At 62.6% G+C, this 17,661-nt stretch carries 13 protein-coding genes; 2 read left to right on the top strand and 11 right to left on the bottom strand.

All coding sequences use genetic code 11. The features are described 5' to 3' along the window. Positions 1 to 10: 10 nt before the first annotated feature. The 8 genes from ACOZKU_RS14145 to ACOZKU_RS14110 all read right to left on the bottom strand — a co-directional run bounded on the left by ACOZKU_RS14145 (position 11) and on the right by ACOZKU_RS14110 (position 10,415). Positions 11 to 208, bottom strand: coding sequence for a twin-arginine translocase TatA/TatE family subunit (locus tag ACOZKU_RS14145; RefSeq protein WP_117371012.1), 198 nt, complete (start codon positions 206 to 208; stop codon positions 11 to 13). A gap of 42 nt (positions 209 to 250) precedes the next feature. Continuing rightward, positions 251 to 1,354, bottom strand: coding sequence for an ABC transporter ATP-binding protein (locus ACOZKU_RS14140; protein ID WP_421579419.1), 1,104 nt, complete (start codon positions 1,352 to 1,354; stop codon positions 251 to 253). Between the two features lie 134 nt (positions 1,355 to 1,488). Beyond that, positions 1,489 to 2,190 carry an SMC-Scp complex subunit ScpB gene (gene scpB, locus ACOZKU_RS14135; protein WP_117371010.1) on the bottom strand — a complete coding sequence of 234 codons (702 nt, stop codon included), beginning with the start codon at positions 2,188 to 2,190 and terminating at the stop codon, positions 1,489 to 1,491. Then, positions 2,183 to 2,998, bottom strand: a complete 816-nt coding sequence (locus tag ACOZKU_RS14130; RefSeq protein WP_421579418.1) for a segregation and condensation protein A — start codon at positions 2,996 to 2,998, stop codon at positions 2,183 to 2,185. Before ACOZKU_RS14130 ends, scpB begins: the two co-directional genes overlap by 8 nt. A gap of 74 nt (positions 2,999 to 3,072) precedes the next feature. Continuing rightward, positions 3,073 to 4,092: a beta-N-acetylhexosaminidase gene (nagZ, locus tag ACOZKU_RS14125; RefSeq protein WP_421579417.1), complete on the bottom strand. Its 1,020-nt coding sequence runs from the start codon at positions 4,090 to 4,092 to the stop codon at positions 3,073 to 3,075. 88 nt (positions 4,093 to 4,180) lie between these two features. Then, entirely contained in the window at positions 4,181 to 7,303 is a 3,123-nt protein-coding gene (locus tag ACOZKU_RS14120) for an SPOR domain-containing protein (RefSeq protein WP_421579416.1), read from the bottom strand. A gap of 63 nt (positions 7,304 to 7,366) precedes the next feature. Beyond that, positions 7,367 to 9,127 (bottom strand): arginine--tRNA ligase, encoded by a 1,761-nt coding sequence (gene argS / locus ACOZKU_RS14115; protein ID WP_421579415.1) that lies wholly within the window; start codon positions 9,125 to 9,127, stop codon positions 7,367 to 7,369. Positions 9,128 to 9,194: 67 nt separating this feature from the next. Further along, positions 9,195 to 10,415: a deoxyguanosinetriphosphate triphosphohydrolase gene (locus ACOZKU_RS14110; RefSeq protein ID WP_421579414.1), complete on the bottom strand. Its 1,221-nt coding sequence runs from the start codon at positions 10,413 to 10,415 to the stop codon at positions 9,195 to 9,197. Positions 10,416 to 10,634: 219 nt separating this feature from the next. Between ACOZKU_RS14110 and erpA the strand changes: the two genes are divergently transcribed. Next, on the top strand, positions 10,635 to 10,967 hold the full coding sequence (gene erpA, locus ACOZKU_RS14105) for an iron-sulfur cluster insertion protein ErpA (RefSeq protein ID WP_421579413.1): 333 nt from the start codon (positions 10,635 to 10,637) through the stop codon (positions 10,965 to 10,967). A 69-nt stretch (positions 10,968 to 11,036) separates the two neighbouring features. Next, positions 11,037 to 11,840: an exodeoxyribonuclease III gene (gene xth / locus ACOZKU_RS14100; RefSeq protein WP_314094241.1), complete on the top strand. Its 804-nt coding sequence runs from the start codon at positions 11,037 to 11,039 to the stop codon at positions 11,838 to 11,840. A gap of 42 nt (positions 11,841 to 11,882) precedes the next feature. Here the strand turns inward: xth and exoR are convergent, their stop codons facing one another. The 3 genes from exoR to ACOZKU_RS14085 all read right to left on the bottom strand — a co-directional run bounded on the left by exoR (position 11,883) and on the right by ACOZKU_RS14085 (position 17,576). Continuing rightward, positions 11,883 to 12,686, bottom strand: coding sequence for an exopolysaccharide production regulator ExoR (gene exoR / locus ACOZKU_RS14095; RefSeq protein WP_314094162.1), 804 nt, complete (start codon positions 12,684 to 12,686; stop codon positions 11,883 to 11,885). A gap of 353 nt (positions 12,687 to 13,039) precedes the next feature. After that, positions 13,040 to 14,290, bottom strand: coding sequence for an OmpP1/FadL family transporter (locus tag ACOZKU_RS14090; protein WP_314094164.1), 1,251 nt, complete (start codon positions 14,288 to 14,290; stop codon positions 13,040 to 13,042). Positions 14,291 to 14,648: 358 nt separating this feature from the next. Beyond that, positions 14,649 to 17,576 (bottom strand): valine--tRNA ligase, encoded by a 2,928-nt coding sequence (locus ACOZKU_RS14085; RefSeq protein ID WP_421579412.1) that lies wholly within the window; start codon positions 17,574 to 17,576, stop codon positions 14,649 to 14,651. Between the last annotated feature and the right edge of the window lie 85 nt (positions 17,577 to 17,661).

The following is a 17,661-nucleotide window of genomic DNA, read 5'->3' as shown; positions in this document are numbered from 1 at the left end:
CGGATGCCGGTCACTTGACCTCGTCGGCCTTGTGATCGACCGTCTTCGCTTGGTCGGCGGCAGCGGCTTCCTCGTCGGACATGCCCTTCTTGAAGTTCTTGATACCCTTGGCAACGTCGCCCATCAGTTCCGGAATCTTGCCGCGGCCGAACAGCAGCAGCACAACCACCAGAACGATCAGCCAATGCCAGATGCTGAAAGAACCCATTTTCCTTGCTCCCTTACGAACCCTTACCCCGATGTAAGACGTTCAGTTGTTTTTTTCAAACACTAGAATATCCCGCTGGTTAGCCGAAAGCGTGACGTCACGCAATCCGGCGGCCAGCTGGTCTGCCCTCACCCGCGCCCGAACCGGCCGGTCCGTGCCGGGTATGGCGAGGTTCAGCAGTTCCACGACGCCGAGAAACCGCCGCGACAATATGCGCGCCGGAATCTCGCCGCCCGTCTCCAGAACCCGAAGCCCGGAGAGCCGCACGGCGACATGCACCTTTTGCCCGTCCCGGAAGCGGCTTCCATCCACATTGCCGAGCGGCGTTTCCACGACACCGCCGCGCACATGGCCCGAAAATTCGTTGATCTCGGAGAAAAACGCCGCGGCAAACATATCCTTCGGGTGAAGGTAGAGCTCCTCCGCCGTGCCGACCTGCACAAGGCAGCCATCCTTCAAAAGCGCGATCCGGTCGCCCATGCGCATCGCCTCCTCCGCGTCATGCGTGACGACGATGGCGCTGGCGCGCGACTGGCGCAAAATCGACAGCGTATCGGCGCGGATGGAATCCTTCAGGCGCGAATCGAGGCCGGAAAACGGCTCGTCCATCAACAGGACGGAGGGGCGCGGTGCCAGTGCACGGGCCAGCGCCACGCGCTGCTGCTCGCCGCCCGACAGCATGTGCGGAAACTTTTGGGCGTAATGCGAAAGCCCCACGCGCTCCAGCGCCACTTCGGCCTCGGCTTCCGCTTCGGCGCGCGGCAGCGCGGTCAGGCCGAAGCGCACGTTGTCGAGCACGGACATATGCGGGAAGAGCGCGAAATCCTGGAACATCAGGCCGACGCCGCGACGCTCCGGCGGCAGGAAGGTGCTTGGGCCGGCGATCTCGCGGTCGTTGAGCAGGACACGGCCCGCCGTCTGCGCCTCGATGCCGGCGGCAATGCGCAAAAGCGTCGTCTTGCCGGAACCAGAAGGGCCGAGCAGGCAGAGCACTTCGCCGGGCTCGGCCGTCAGCGAGATGCCGCGGATCGTCTGCTTGTTCTGGTAGCTGTGATGGATGTCTTCGAAGGCAAGGCGCGCGGCGAAGGTCACCGCCGATGCCCGTCTCGTCTCGTTATCGCTGGAGCCCGAGGGGTCCGAAGCCATTGTCAAATCTTTCCCTGTCACCGGCCGGGCCGGCCACAGTCCTGCCTGAACGGCTTTTCTTCTTCTGCTTACCGCGGAGGCGCATCCGGCTGTTTGTTTTCCCGGAAACCGCGGGGCCAGCCTATAAGCTTCGCCTATTCGTCTTCTTTCCCGCCGGGTGTCAAGAGCCCCAATTCCTCAAGATCGAGTTGGGTAATCGGGTCCTCGTCTTCGGCCAGCTCATCCTCGCCAAGCGGCAGAGGTACCTGAAAATTGGAGGGAATGCGGCCGGAAAGAAGGCCGGCGCCCTTCAATTCTTCGAGACCGGGCAGATCTCGCAGTTCCTCCAGGCCGAAATGATCGAGGAAATCCCGTGTCGTGCCGAAGGTGACGGGGCGGCCGGGCGTGCGGCGGCGGCCGCGAAAGCGCACCCAGCCCGCCTCCATCAGCACGTCGAGCGTGCCCTTCGAGGTTTGCACGCCTCTGATTTCCTCGATTTCGGCGCGGGTGACCGGCTGGTGGTAGGCGATGATCGACAGCACCTCGAGCGCGGCGCGCGACAATTTGCGCACTTCCGTCTCGTCGGTGCGGATGACGAAGGAGAGGTCGGGCGCCGTGCGGAAGGCCCAGCCGTCGTCGACCTGCACGAGATTGACGCCGCGCCCGGCATAGAGGCCCTTCAATTCACGCATGACATGCAGCACATCGACGCCGCGCGGCAGGCGCTCGGCGATGTAGCTCTGCGAAACCGGCCCGGCGGAGGCGAAGACCAGCGCCTCGGCGATGCGCGCGGCCTCATGCAGCCGGCGCGGATCGACGATCGTGCCGCCGTCCATCTCGTCGTCCCCATCAGCCATTATCAGCGTTCCCCTCGTCATCGCCCTCGGGCTTTGGGCCGCGGCGCAGATAGATTGGCTGGAACACGCCGTCCTGACGAAGCTCCAGGCGCCCTTCCCGCACCAGTTCCAGCGTCGCGGCGAAGGCGCTGGCGATCGCCGTGGTGCGCTCCGTCGGGTCGGTCAGGTAGCGCAGCATGAACTGGTCGAGCGCCATCCAGTCGTCATCCGCGAAGCCGCCGACGAGCAGCGACAGGATTTCGCGGGCATCGGAGAGCGACCAGACCGTGCGCTTCTCGATGGTCACCTGCGTGATCGCATGGCGCTGGCGCAGCGATGCATAAGCGTTGAGCAGGTCGTAGAGCGAGGCCTCGAAGGCAGAGCGGCGCTCCGTCGGAATATGCTCCGGCATGCCGCGGGCGAAGACGTCGCGGCCGAGGCGGTTGCGGTTGACGAGACGCGTCGCGGCATCGCGCATAGCCTCCAGCCGCTTGAGGCGGAAGGCCAGGCTCGCCGCCATTTCCTCGCCCGAGGGACCATCGTCCTTGGCCTGTTTGGGGATCAGCAGCCGGGATTTGAGATAGGCAAGCCACGCCGCCATGACGAGATAATCGGCGGCAAGCTCGATGCGGATTTTCCGCGCCTTGTCGATGAAGGCGAGATACTGCTCGGCGAGCGCCAGCACGGAGATACGGGTAAGGTCCACCTTCTGCGTGCGGGCGAGATGCAGCAGGAGATCGAGTGGGCCTTCGAAGCCGGCGAGATCGACGACGAGGCTTTCTTCCGAAAGCCCCCGCCCCTCGCCACCATCCTGCCACAAATCGTCCATCGGCGCTGCCGCGCCGCGGTCGTTCTTCTGTGGCTTGCTTCCCGGTCCTAACACGCAGCTCCTTATGCGGCGCTTCAGGACACCGCGATCATGGCATTGAACTCTTCGCGCAGCGCATGTTCGTCCGCGCCGTCGGGCGTCGTGAAGGCCGCACGCACCGCCTTGGCGCGCCGCAGGCTTTCGCCCGTCAGCGGCGGCGCATTTTCGGTCACCATGATCATTTCCTCCATGATGCCATGGCAATGCAACACCATGTCGAGGCCGGCGGCGATGATTCCCCGGGTTCTTTCGGCAATATCGCCCTTCAGCGCGTTCATCGACACGTCGTCGGACATCAGAAGGCCGTCGAAACCCATATGGACGCGGATGATCTCGCTGACAACCTTGGCCGAGGTCGTCGCCGGATTGTCGGCGTCGATGGCGGTGAAAACGATGTGGGCGGACATCGCCATCAGCTCGTCCTTCATACGGCGGAAGGGTACGAAGTCGCAGGCCTCGAGTTCTTCGCGGCTGGCATGCACCACCGGCAGATCATGATGGGAATCGACCATGGTGCGGCCGTGGCCCGGCATATGTTTCATGATCGGCAGCAGGCCCCCAGCCTTCAGGCCCTCGGCCGCCGCCTTACCCATGGCCGAGACGATTTCCGGCTCCTGACCGTAAGCGCGGTTACCGATGACATCGTGCACGCCGGGCACGGCGACATCCAGCACCGGCAGGCAATCGACATTGATGCCGAGGCGATAGAGATCGAAGGCGTGCAGGCGCGACATCAGCCAGGCGGCACGCAGACCCTTTTCCGCATCTGCGCGACAGATGGCGCCGAGTGCGGCGGCATTCGGATATTGCTGGACATGCGGCGGCTTGATGCGCTGGACGCGGCCGCCTTCCTGGTCGATCAGCACGGGAATGTCGCTGCCGCCGCCGATGCAGTCGCGCATTTCCGCCGTCAGGTCCGCGACCTGGGCGGGATCGCCGATATTGCGGCCGAACAGGATGAAGCCCCACGGTCGCTCGCTGCGGAAGAAGGCCTTTTCGTCTTCGGTGAGGCTCAGGCCCTTGCAGCCCGAAATGAAGGATTTCGATTCGCTCATGTCGGCAATCTCGGATGTTTGGCGTTGGATGGGCAAAAAGAAAGGCGCGGAACCCGTCCCGCGCCTTCCTAAAAATCCAGTCTCGACTTCAGCGCGTGACGAGGCAGCTGCCGCCTGCGCCCTTATAACGGCTGCACAGCGCGTTTGCTTCCTCACGCGAGCCGGCCGGGATGCGAATGCGGAAGAACGTGCCCTTGTTGGGGATTTCCGCCTTCTTGATATCCACGCCGCGGCCGCCGATGACGCTGCCGAATTTCGCCGAGAGGTTCTTGTAGGTCTTCTGCGCATCGGCTTCCGAAGGCACCGAGGCGATCTGGATGACGTAGCTGCCGGGCGCAACCGCCGCGACCTGAGTCTGTTCCGCTGTCTGCTGGGTCTGCGTTGCCGATGCTGTTTCGGTCGCGGCGACATTGCCGTTTTCCGTGACGGTGCCGACCACGGTGACCGGCTGGTCGACCGGGCGGGTAACCGGAACCGGCGCCTTGCCGTCCGTCGTCGTGCCTTCGGTCGTGGCGCCGATCGTGGTCGTCTTGACGGTGCGGACAGGGGCGGTGTCGTCGACTTCGGCGGTCGCCACTTCGGCAAGCGCCGAGCGCGGCTGACCGTCCGTCGCGTTCTGCTCGGCGCGCAGCGAAGAGTTGGCGTCGAGTGTTGCATTGGCCGTCGCGGCGACTTCGCCCGATGTGGCGGCCGTCGTTGCGGTCGCCTTGGCGTCGAGACCGGCGGTTTCGGTGGTGGGCTCGCTTACGATGTCTTCACGGGCGACGAGCGTGCCGTCGGGCTTGACGATCATCGTCTTGACCTTGCGCGGCGAGACGAGCGGCTTGCCGTCGGCGGTTGCCGTTTCCGGCTCGTCGACGCCCGGCAGCAGGCGGTTGGCGTCGTCCTCGGCCGTGGCGGGCATATCGGCGCCGTCGTCCGGCAGGGCTTCCGGCGTCAGCGTGCGCTGCACGACATCGACAGGCTCCTCCGTCGAGGTGACGAGCTGTTCCTGCTGCGGCGTGCCGGCATTGTCGCCGGCAACGCGGTCATAAACCGCCTTGTCCTGGTTCGGCACGGTCTTGCCGCCCTTTTCGGCAGGCACGACCTTGACTGGATCCTTGTCGGCGAGAATGACGCGCGGCTCGCCGGAGCCGGCCACACCACCGCCGGTGAAGGCGCTCCAGGCATAGACGCCACCGCCGCCAATCAGCAGCAGGCCGGCAATCGACGCGGCGATCAGCAGGCCGCGGCGCGGCCGCGACTGCTCGTCGTCATACCCATCGCCGCTGTAGAGCTGCGTGGCTTGGCCCGGATCGACCGGGATCGCCATGCGCTCGGGCTGGCTGAGCGAGCGGCGGAAATCCTCTTCCAGCGCGCGCTCGAAATCATCGACATCGTTCATCTGCGCGGCCGGCTGGGCGGCAGCAGCGACCGTGGCGGCGGAAACGCCGGCCTGGAGGCTTTCGCGGCGCGTCGGCTTGGCGGCCGGCTCGGTGAAGAGCTGGGCCATCTCGGCATCGATGTCGAATTCATAGTCCGGCTGGACGACCGGCGGCTTTTCCTTCTCGATGACCGGCAGCTGCGGCACGTCGAGTTCGGTGACAGGGGTAACGCCCTCATCCGTATCGGCGATCATCGTCGGATCGAACGGCAGCGAACCATCGGCCATCTCGGCGACGACCGGCTGCGGAACGGCGGTATAGGTGGAGACCGGCACGGCGACGGCAGGTTCGCGACGGACGGGCTTCTCAACCGCGACGGGCTTTGCGACCTCTGCCTTCACTTCAATCGGCTTCGCCTCGACAGGCGTGACGACCGCAGGCTTCGTTTCGACCTTCGCCGGCACGTCATCCAGCACGATGTCCGCGAGGTCGAGCTCGATATCCGAGAGATCGAATTCCATCGATTCGAAATCGATCTCCGGCTCGGGAACCGCCGCAGGGCGGGCTTCGACGACCGGACGAACCTCCGCGACCGGCGCAGGCTCGATCTTCTCGACGGGCTTCTGAACGACCGGCGTCGCGACCGAAGACAGTGCCGGGTCGCGCTGCTGGTTCATGGTCGGCGTTGCACGGCGGCCGAAGATCGAGGCGATATTGGCGGGATTGCGCGATTCACCCATGAAAGGCGTGCGCGCTTCGGGAACCGGGAAACGCTCCACGTCGGCCAGCAGGGCATCACGGTCGTCAATGACCGTTTCGACGGATTCTACGCGATAGTCCGGCGTCGCGTCGAAGACAGGCTCTTCGGCCTGCCATTGGCTTTCAACCTCGGCGGCGGCGCGGGCACGCTCCTCGCGGCTGTCGAAGGCGAGATCGGCGACGAAATGCGGCTCGTCGCTGGCATAGGCGGCTTCAGCCTGGAACGGCTCTGCAGCCGCTTCTGCGGAAATCAGCTCCTGGAAGGACGGCTCGGCATTGCTCTGAACCGTCTCGACGACAACAGGCTGCGGCTCGACGAACGTCGCTTCGGCAACCGGATGCAAGTCCGCAACGAGGTCATCGGCAAAGCCGTCACCGATCGATAGCTCGAGCTCGCGCTCAAGATCCAGGCCCAGATCGTCCGGAGAATTGTCGTCAGCGGCCATCGGCTGGAAACCGAGGAATTCCGGCTGACGCGCCTCGGACACGGAATGGCTGACAGACGTTACATCCGCAACCGGCTCCTGACGAACCGGCACCTCAAAGCGCGGCTCGAAGCGATCGGCAAATTGGCGGCCGGCGTGAACCACCGGCTCGGCTTCGACTGCGGGCACCTCATTGACGGCGGCTTCCAGCTCGTCGGCGAGGAGCAGCGACGAATCGGCTTCGAACACCGGTTCGGCTCCCACAGGTTCCTCGAAGACGGTTTCGGCGAAGGACGGCTCGCGATGCGCGGAAACCGTCGTCGCACCGTCGCGCACCGGCACCTCATCGATGAGGGCGGCGCGGTCTTCCACGACCGGCGCCGGCTCTTCGAAAATAGGCTCGACAGGATGGACGGCGGGCTTTTCGGCAGTACGGCTCGGCGCATCATACTGCTCGAAAGCACGCATGAGCTCGTCCTCAAGGGCCAGGACGGGGTTTTCCCGTCTTGGCACACCATCGACAGGCTCTGAGGGGGACTTGGCCACATCCTTGACCGGACGCGGCTCATAGCCGACGAGACGGGCGAGCTCGCTCAACGGATCATCGTCCGTCAAGAGATCCGTGTCCGCGGTTCCGCTTCGCGCGAAGTTCTTGTCTGCCATACTGCTTCCCACTCAAAAGCTACAAAGTCGCGTTTGCCAGCTTATTGTGGGCAAATGGTGACGTTATCGCATCTCGTCCGGTGCTGCCGTGCCTGTAATGGCAAGAGCAGACTTCAAAACGGAGGCAACCGCGTGCACCAGCCCAAGTCTGGCGATACTCAATTCTCTATTTTTATCGTTAACAAACCGTAATTCCGGTTGTTCTTTGCCTTTATTCCAATGCGCATGGAAAGCGCTGGCAAGATCATAGAGATAAAAAGCGATGCGATGAGGCTCCTGCGCCAGTGATGCGGCCTCGATGACGCGCGGATATTCTGCGAGCTTGGCAAGAAGCTGGAGCTCGCTCGGATCCGATATGTTGCCTTTGATCGCGCCCGCAAGATCGAGCGACGCGATGTCGAGACCCGGAAACGCTTCGGCCGCCTGTCGGAACACCGACATGCAGCGCGCATGGGCATACTGCACGTAGAAGACAGGATTGTCCTTGGACTGCTCGGTCACCTTGGCGAAGTCGAAGTCGAGCGGTTCGCTGTTCTTCCGGTAGAGCATCATGAAGCGCACCGGATCGCGGCCGACTTCATCGACCACATCGCGCAGCGTGACGAAATCGCCCGAGCGCTTCGACATCTTCACCGGCTCGCCGTCGCGGAACAGTTTGACCAGCTGGCAGAGCAGCACCGTCAGCTTCGCCTTGCCTTCCGACACGGCACGCGCGACGGCCTCCAGGCGCTTGACGTAACCCCCATGGTCGGCGCCGAGCACATAGATCATCTCGTCGAAGCCGCGGTCGTACTTGTCCTTGAAGTAGGCGACATCGGCCGCGAAATAGGTGTAGGAGCCATCCGACTTGATCAGCGGGCGGTCGATATCGTCACCCACTTCCGTCGAGCGGAACAGCGTCTGCTCGCGGTCTTCCCAGTCTTCCGGCAGCTGGCCCTTCGGCGGCGGCAGCACGCCCTTGTAAACGTGACCCTTGAAAGTCAGGTCATTGATGGCGGTGCGGATCGGCGCCCCGTTGCCGGCATGCAGCGAACGCTCGGAGAAGAACACGTCGTGCTTGACGTTGAGGGCGGCCAGATCCTCGCGGATCATCGCCATCATCATCTCGATCGTCTTTTCCTTGACGATCGGCATCCACTGCGCTTCCGACATGGCGCGCAGCGTCGTGCCGTGTTCGGCCGCCAGCGCTTCGCCAACCGGGACAAGATAGTCACCCGGATAGAGTCCGGAGGGGATTTCGCCGATCACCTCGCCGAGCGCCTCGCGGTAGCGCAGGAAGGCGGACTTGGCCAGCACGTCGATCTGCGAGCCGGCGTCGTTGATGTAATATTCCTTCGTCACCGCATAGCCGGCAAAGGCCAGCAGGTTGGCGAGCGCATCGCCGACCACGGCGCCGCGGCAATGGCCGACATGCATCGGGCCGGTCGGATTGGCGGAGACATATTCGACATTGACCTTGCGGCCGGCGCCAAGCGAACCGCGACCGTAATCGGTGCCCGCGGAGACGATATCGGCGAGCAGCTTCTGCCAATAGGCGACCGACAGGCGCACATTGATGAAGCCCGGACCGGCAACGCTGACATCAGCGACTTCGCGATCGTTCTTCAGCTCGGCGACGATGAGATCGGCAAGTGCCCGCGGATTGAGGCCGAGCGGCTTGGCCAGCACCATGGCCGCATTGGTCGCGACATCGCCATGGCTGGCATCACGCGGCGGTTCGACGCTGATACGGCTGAAATCGACATCGGCACGCTTCTCGCGCACGATCTCAAGTCCTTCGAGTACGTTTTTGATTCTGCTATCGAAGTCTGTAAAAAGGTTCATCTCATCCATCCGCTCGCGGCGAGCCTTTTGCGGCCCATCCTGCGAAGTAGTTCGGTTCGGCGGGTGACTATCGCAAATCCGGGGTATGGTCAAACAGCCGGCGGTGCGTGTCGATCGCGTAGTTGTCGGTCATTCCGGCGAGATAATCGCCGACATGACGGGCCCGCGCGGATTCCGGCATGCTGGCAATGCGATCCACCCAGTAGTGCCCCTTCATGAGTTTCGGGTCATCCATATAGGCATGATAGAGGTCCGTCAGGATCTCTGCCGCACTTGCCCGCACGCGCATCACGTCAGGGTGTCGGTAGATGCGTGAGAACAGGAGCCTCTTGATCTCTTTGTCCGTCACCGACATTTCCTCGGTGAAGGTCGCGAGACAACGATGGGCCTTGCGCACATCCTGCGCGCTTTCCGGCCGCTCCTCGCGGATCGCCGCCTGCGCGTAGCCGATGACATCCTCGACCATGCGGGTGATCTGACGGCGCATGATCTCGTGGGTGAAGCGCGGCGCTTCCAGGCCCGGATACTTGTCGGAGACTTCCTTCATCAGGCCGGCGAGGAACGGCACCTCCTCCAGCATCTCGAAGGTGAGGTAACCGGAGCGCAGCCCGTCGTCGATGTCATGGGTGTTGTAGGCGATGTCGTCGGCGATCGCCGCGACCTGCGCTTCCATGCTGGCGAAGCTGCCGAGTTCCAGGTCGTGCATCGCGCAATATTCGAGGATAGGGCGCGGCACGTCCTCGCCATGGGTGCATTCGCCCGTCGGACCGATCAGCGGGCCATTGTGCTTGACGAGGCCCTCCAGGCTCTCCCAGGTCAGATTCAGCCCGTCGAACTCCGCATAGCGCCGTTCCAGCTTGGTGACGATGCGCAGCGACTGGGCATTGTGGTCGAAGCCGCCGAAGGGTTTCAGTACCGCGTCCAGCGCGTCCTCGCCCGTGTGACCGAAGGGCGTGTGGCCGAAATCGTGCACCAGCGCCACGCCCTCGGCGAGGTCTTCGTCCAGTTTCAGGGCGCGCGCCAGCGCACGGGCGATCTGTGCCACCTCGATCGTATGGGTGAGCCGCGTGCGATAATGGTCGCCGTCGGCGGCGATGAAGACCTGCGTCTTGTGCTTGAGGCGACGGAAAGCGGTGGTGTGCACGATGCGGTCGCGGTCGCGCTGGAAGTCCGAGCGGGTCGGGCTATCGCTCTCGGCATGAAGCCGTCCACGTGTCGTCCAGGGGTCGGACGCATAGATCGCCCGTTGCCCGGCGCCGAACCCAAGCGCATGTCTGTCAAACGTCATTCGTCACCTGCAGTCACACCGCCCATTGACGCGGCCTCAATGCCTTCATACCTATAGTGTGCACAGCGGCAAGTCCGGCTGCAAGCAGAGCTTGAAAAACAAATCTTTTCAATGATTTGTCCAGATAGCCTGGAGCAGTGGGGCCAAAGGCGGCGAAACCGTCGCCATCCGCACAAGGAAGCGATTCTCTCCGGATCTTGACCCCGGCAGGAGGCAGACATGACCGACAAGTCCGTTACCATCTCCGATTCCGCCGCCCGGCGCATCGCATCGATCCTGGGTTCCGCGCCCGACAAACAGGCGCTGCGCGTCTCCGTCGAAGGCGGCGGGTGTTCCGGCTTTTCCTATAAATTCGACCTCGTCGCGGGCCAGCAGGACGACGACATGGTGCTCGAAAAGGATAATGCCAAGGTGCTGATCGACCAGCTCTCGCTCGTCTATATGGACGGGTCCGAGATCGACTTCGTCGACAACCTGCTCGGCCAGTCCTTCCAGATCAAGAACCCGAACGCCGTCGCCAGTTGCGGCTGCGGGACCAGCTTCTCGATCTAAGCAATCTCTTCCGCAATTCCGGACACTTTTGCCGGAATTGCTCTGACTTCACAGGAACCCCGCATGCCGATCAAGATTGCCACCTGGAACATCAACGGCGTGCGGGCGCGCATCGACAATCTCGTCGCATGGCTGAAGGAATCGAACCCCGATATCGTCGGCCTGCAGGAGATCAAGACGGTCGACGAGGGCTTTCCGCGCGCCGAAATCGAGGCGCTCGGCTATCATATCGAAACGCATGGCCAGAAGGGTTTCAACGGCGTTGCGCTGCTCTCCAAGATCCGCCCGGACGAGGTCAACCGCGGCCTGCCCGGTGGCGAGGGTGACGAACAATCCCGTTTCATCGAGGGCGTGTTTTCCGTCGAGGGTGGCGCAATCCGCTTCTGCTGCCTCTACCTGCCAAACGGCAACCCGCCGGAGGATCCGGTCAAGTATCCTTACAAACTTTCCTGGATGGATCGTCTCGTCGTCTTTGCCGAGGACCGGCTAGCGCTCGAAGAGCCGCTGATCCTTGCCGGCGATTACAACGTCATTCCCGAGCCGCACGATTGCTGGGATGTGAAAGTCTGGGAGCGCGATGCGCTCTACCTGCCGCCGACCCGCCAGGCCTTCCGCCGGCTGGAAAATCTCGGCCTTACCGATGCCGTGCGCGCCTCGTCCGATGCGACGCCGCTCTATACGTTCTGGGATTACCAGGCCGGAGCCTGGCCGAAAAACAACGGTATCCGCATCGACCACCTGATGCTCTCGGCTGAAGCTTCCGACCGGCTGGTCTCGACAGGTGTTGAAAAGCACGTGCGCAATTGGGAAAAGCCGTCCGATCACGTGCCGGTCGTGGCCGTGCTCGACTACGCGCTATCGACGGCCGCGTAGCCAGCAGGCGACGAAGCGCCCTGCCCTGATTTCATGAAATTGTTATTCGCCCGAATTGAAGCGAATGTTCTGCGCGAGCGCCACGCCCTTGCGGCGGTCTTCCTCACTCGCCACCGAAAAGGCTTCTTCCTGGGTGGCCTGTAGCCATGCGCAATCCTTCGGCGGGCAATGGTCAAGCGCGGCGGTCATGAAGGCAAGGCCACGGGCCGTATCGCCTTCCTGGAAGATGATGTTGCCGAACAGACCGAGCGCACCGGCATGGCCGTTGTTGCGCGCACGGTTCAGCCACTTCTTGGCCTGATGCACGCTGACGGAGCCGCCCTCGCCTGAAAGCATCATGCGGCCGAGCTGGAACTGCGCTTCGGGAATACCGAACGCGGACGCGGCCTGGAAATAGAGCTGGCGGGCCTGGGCAAGGTCGATCTTGACGGGGCTGTCGGAAATGCCGCGGCGATAATAGCCGGCAAGCGCGATCAGCGCATTGGCGAAGTAGCCAGTGTCTTCCGAGCCTGGCTCGACGCCGGCCTGGGCAATCTCGCTATAGATCTTGAAGGCTTCAAGATCGTTTTCCGGCACGCCGTCGCCATCGGCATACATGTTGGCGAGCGCCCAGCGCGATCCGGTATGGCCCTTTTCCGCCGCGTAACGGTAGGCCTCGACGGCATCGCTTTTGCGGCCTTCCTTGTAGGAGAAGAAGCCGAACTTGAAGAGGTCGAACGGACCGCTTTCCCGGCTGACGCCGGATTGTGTGTCAAATGCGAAGGCCTGGGACGCCATCCCGGAGGAAAGCGAAAGACACAGGCCCATTACCAACAGTTTCATCGGCATCAACTCGGACTTCGGCATCGACTCTACAATTCCGCGCCTGGCCTTCTGAAATGCACCAAACCGGGAGGGCACGGGGTCCGTGCGGGTTTCCGGCGGCAATGACATCGGCTGGCTCATCGTTTCCTTAAGCGCGGTTCCACGCGTCTATATGTCCTTATCGCTGCGCCCCGTTTGTGGCGGGAAATGGACATTTGGGCGCTTGCATAGGGGTGTAGCAAACTCTGGAAAAAAATGTGTTGCGATTCCGTCACATATTTTCAGGCTTCGCTGTGGTTTCCCCAAAAGGCGGGCTGCAGTGCAACGAAGTGTTAACCAAGAAAAAGGGCCCGGCGATGACGCCGGGCCCTTTTCCGATGCTTCTGGTCCGCCGATCAGAACTTTACTTTGAGCGAGGTCGAGATCGCCGTCACGACATCCGTGCCGAAATCGTAGCTTACGCGCTGACCGAAGGTGCGGCCATCCTTGACGATCTGGCCGGAAGAACCGCTGGTCAAGATACCGACGGCGCCGCCGAGACGCAACTCGATATTGTCGGCGGCCGCGTAGGAAACGCCGGCGCCGAGCGTCCAAGTGTCGGTCTGCGTGCCGATACCGGTGCTGGTGCCACGGTCCCAGGTAATGCTGGCCGCGCCGCTCAGCTTGTCGTTAAACTTGTGTCCAACGCCGCCCGACACGGTCCAGCCGTCACGATAGAGCAGGTCAAGCGACGTGACTTCCGTCGGACCGCTGGTGGTGCAGGCGATGCCGCGTGTCGCCTTCGGGCAGAATGGCAGGCTCTGGAGCTGGCTCCAGTCCGTCCACTTGACCGAACCGAACACCAGCCAATCGGGCGCGACCCCCGTCTGGACCTTGAGTTCGAGCGAATCCGGCATTTCAGCAGAACCGAATACCGGCGTCACGATGCCCGCGAGCGGATTGACGGCGGCCGGAACTTGCGTCAGGTCCATCGTGCCTGTGATGTCGTTGAGCTTGACGGCGCTGTTGTACACAAGGCTTGCGCGCAGAGCGTATTCCTCGATCTCATAAGCAACGCCAGCGCGCCATCCCCAACCTTCGCCTTCCAGCTCCAGGCGGCCGACGCCGTTGATCGGCGCCCCATCCGGAACTGCGAAGACCAGACGATCCTTGAAGCCGGAGACTTCCTGGTAAAAACCACCGCCGATGAGGCGCAACTGGCCCGGACCGGCATCGAACGAATAGGAGCAAGTGCCGGCGTAGTTGTGGCTCTCGATCTTGGTTTCGATATTGTCGTTGGCGCCAGCCCAGTTGCTGCCCGGATTGCTATGCGCACCCCAGGGCTGCGAATAGTCGACCATGCAGTTGATGGCCGGCGCGAGCTTCGCCTTGAAGCCGATGCGCGGCACCCAGTAGCCTTCGGTATCACCGATGCCGTTGGACGGCCGGCCATTCAGGTCGCCGTCCAGCGGATTGATATCCGTGACATTGTCGAGTTCACGCTGCGGATTGACATAGGTCACCGCGCTTTCGAACGCATAATCCGACGGATCGAACAGCAGATCGATGTTGTATCCGCCACGCTCCAAGCCGCCGGCATGGGCGGATGTCGCTGCAAGCAGCGCACTTGCCGCCATCAGGCCTCGGCCGAAATTCTTTCCAAACATGCAAAACCTCCCCTGCATAAGTCTTGCGTAGACACGGCTGCCTCTGTCCCGCGCCTCTCCGACACTGACTATCGAAGACGCGCGCTGCCTTGGCAAACCCCAGTTCTTGCCTATGATTTCCCGTGCGTGGCTGCAGAATTACGTAAGATTTTTCTGAAGCACCTCAGCATTCATCGCGCGCGAAATAAAATTCCTTATTTTTTGAAATTATCGCCCATATTCGGATTTATTTTTCAACACAGCGACACCGTGTCACATTTCGACCACATTGATTTTTTTGCAGCCACCATACGAATAAAAAGCCGCGCCGGGGTCGCCGGCGCGGCTATTTGTTCGTTTTCACACGCAATGCGTGGAATCAGCCGGCTTCGCTGACCCGTGTCAATGCTACGGCAAGGCTCGCCAGCTGCTGTTCCAACTCAGCGAAACGCTCGCGCTCCGCTTCCACCACCTCGGGCTTGGCATTGGCGACAAACTTTTCGTTCGAGAGCTTGCCCTGGATGCGGCCGGCTTCCGCCTTGGCCTTTTCGATCGCCTTCTCGAGACGGGCCTTTTCAGCGCCGAGATCGATCAGGTTGCCGAGCGGCAGGCAGGCTGTGGCCTCGCCGACGACGATCTGGGCGGCACCCTTGGGAGCCGCATTCTCGAGGCCGATCTCGGAAACACGCGCCAGGCGACGGATCGCGCTGTCGTGCGTTGCAAGCCGCTTCTGGGTCAGTGCATTCGCACCGACCACGATGAGCGGCGCGGTGGCGCTCGGCGGCACGTTCATCTCGGCGCGAACCGAGCGGATGCCGGACACGAGGTCGATCAGCCAGTTGATCTCGTCGGCCGCGGCATCGTCACCATAGGCGGGTGCCGGCCATTCGGCGTGGCAGATCAGGCTGTCGCGGGTCTTGCCCTCGCCTGCCGTATGCGCCCACAGCTCCTCCGTCATGAAGGGCATGAAGGGATGCAGCAGCTTGTAGGTCTCTTCCAGAACGTAAGCCGCGCAGGCCTGCGATTCCGCCTTGGCCGCTTCGTCGTCGCCGGAGAACACCGGCTTCAGCAGTTCCAGATACCAGTCGCAGAACTGATTCCAGATGAAGCGGTAGAGCGTGCCGGCCGCATCGTTGAAGCGATAGGTTTCGATCGCCTCGGTAACGTCGCGCGCCGTGCGGGCAAGTTCCGTCAGGATCCAACGGTTGATCGTCAGCGAGGCCGCTTCCGGTACGAATTTCGGATCGGAGGCGACGCCGTTCATTTCGGCAAAGCGCGTGGCGTTCCACAGCTTGGTGCCGAAGTTGCGGTAGCCGGCGATGCGTGCCGGATCGAGCTTCACGTCGCGGCCCTGCGCAGCCATGACGGCCAGCGTGAAGCGCAGCGCGTCCGCACCGTATTCGTCGATCAGTTCGAGCGGATCGATGACGTTGCCCTTGGACTTCGACATCTTCTGCCCGTTCTTGTCACGCACCAGCGCATGGACATAGACGGTATGGAACGGCTCGACGGGGTTGCCGAGCTCATCCTTCATGAAGTGCAGGCCCATCATCATCATGCGGGCGACCCAGAAGAAGATGATGTCGAAGCCGGTGACCAGCACGTCCGTCTGGTAGTATTTCGCCAGTTCCGGCGTCTTTTCCGGCCAGCCGAGCGTCGAGAACGGCCAGAGTGCGGAGGAGAACCACGTGTCGAGCACGTCCTCGTCGCGCGTCAAAATTTCGCCTGGCGCGAAGTTTTCCAGCTTCTCCTCGACCCAGGCCTTCCACGGGCCTTCATGGGCGATGTAGTGCTGAATGGCGGCATGCAGCGCCTCTTCCTCGGTCTTCTCGACGAAGACCTGACCGTCCGGACCGTACCAGGCCGGGATCTGGTGGCCCCACCAGAGCTGGCGCGAGATGCACCACGGCTCGATGTTTTCCATCCATTCGAAATAGGTCTTTTCCCAGTTCTTCGGAACGAAGTTGGTGCGGCCCTCGCGAACGGAGCGGATGGCCGGCTGCGCCAGCGTCTTGGCGTCGGCGAACCACTGGTCGGTCAGCATCGGCTCGATGACGACGCCGGAGCGGTCGCCGAAGGGCTGCATGACCTTCTTGTTCTCGACATAGGGAATGTCGTTGCCTTCGGCATCCTTGACGGTGACGGCGAGGCCCTCGGCATTGATGGCATCGACGATGCGCTTGCGGGCTTCATAACGATCGAGGCCGCGATATTCGTCGGGAACGAGGTTGATGTCGTCGACTTCGGCCTCGTTGGGAACATGGCCGGACTTGGCGATCTCAAGCGCCTGCGCGGCATAGACCGCATAGGGCTCGCCATCGGCGCGCATGGCGGCCTGCGTGTCCATCAGACGGTAGAGCGGAATGTTGTTGCGCTTGGCGACCTGGTAGTCGTTGAAGTCGTGCGCGCCGGTGATCTTGACCGCACCGGAGCCGAAATCCTTCTCCGGATATTCGTCGGTGATGATCGGGATTAGACGGCGGTGTTCCTTCGGGCCGACGGGAATTTCGCAAAGCTTGCCGACGATCGGCGCATAGCGCTCGTCGGTCGGATGTACGGCAACCGCGCCGTCGCCCAGCATCGTCTCGGGGCGCGTGGTGGCGATCGAGATATAGTCGCGCTCTTCCTGGAAGGTGACGTTGCCGTCGGCGTCCTTCTCGACATAGGTATAGGTGGCCCCGTCAGCGAGCGGGTACTTGAAGTGCCACATATGGCCGTCGACTTCCTTGTTCTCGACTTCGAGATCGGAAATCGCTGTTTCGAACTTCGGATCCCAGTTGACGAGACGCTTGCCGCGATAGATCAGGCCTTCCTTATAGAGAGAGACGAAGACTTCGAGCACGGCTTCGGACAGGCCCTCATCCATGGTAAAGCGTTCGCGCGACCAGTCGCAGGAGGCGCCGAGGCGCTTCAGCTGGTTGAAGATCAGGCCGCCCGACTCGGCCTTCCACTCCCAGACCTTCTCGATGAACGCCTCACGGCCCATCTCGCGGCGGCCCGGCAGCTTTTCGGCAGCAAGCTTGCGCTCGACGACCATCTGGGTCGCGATGCCGGCATGGTCCATGCCCGGCTGCCACAGCACGTCCTTGCCGCGCATGCGCTCGAAGCGGACCATGATGTCCTGCAGCGTGTTGTTGAGCGCATGGCCCATATGCAGCGAACCCGTGACGTTCGGCGGCGGGATCACGATGGTGAAGGTATCGGTGCCGGGCTTGGCGCCCTCGCCGGCGCGGAAGGCATCCGCCTCTTCCCACGTTTTGGCGATGCGCGGCTCGACCGCTGCGGAATCATAGGTTTTTTCAAGCATTTTCGTGCGTGGCCTGCTGTTTATCGGTTGGGGTTTTGTAAACCGGATGGCCGGCATGGAGTCAACAATATCAGAAGAAAAGCGG

The sequence above is a fragment of the Shinella sp. M31 genome (genome assembly GCF_049199205.1).
Classification (GTDB): Bacteria; Pseudomonadota; Alphaproteobacteria; order Rhizobiales; family Rhizobiaceae; genus Shinella.
This window is presented reverse-complemented; position numbering and strand designations above follow the sequence as displayed.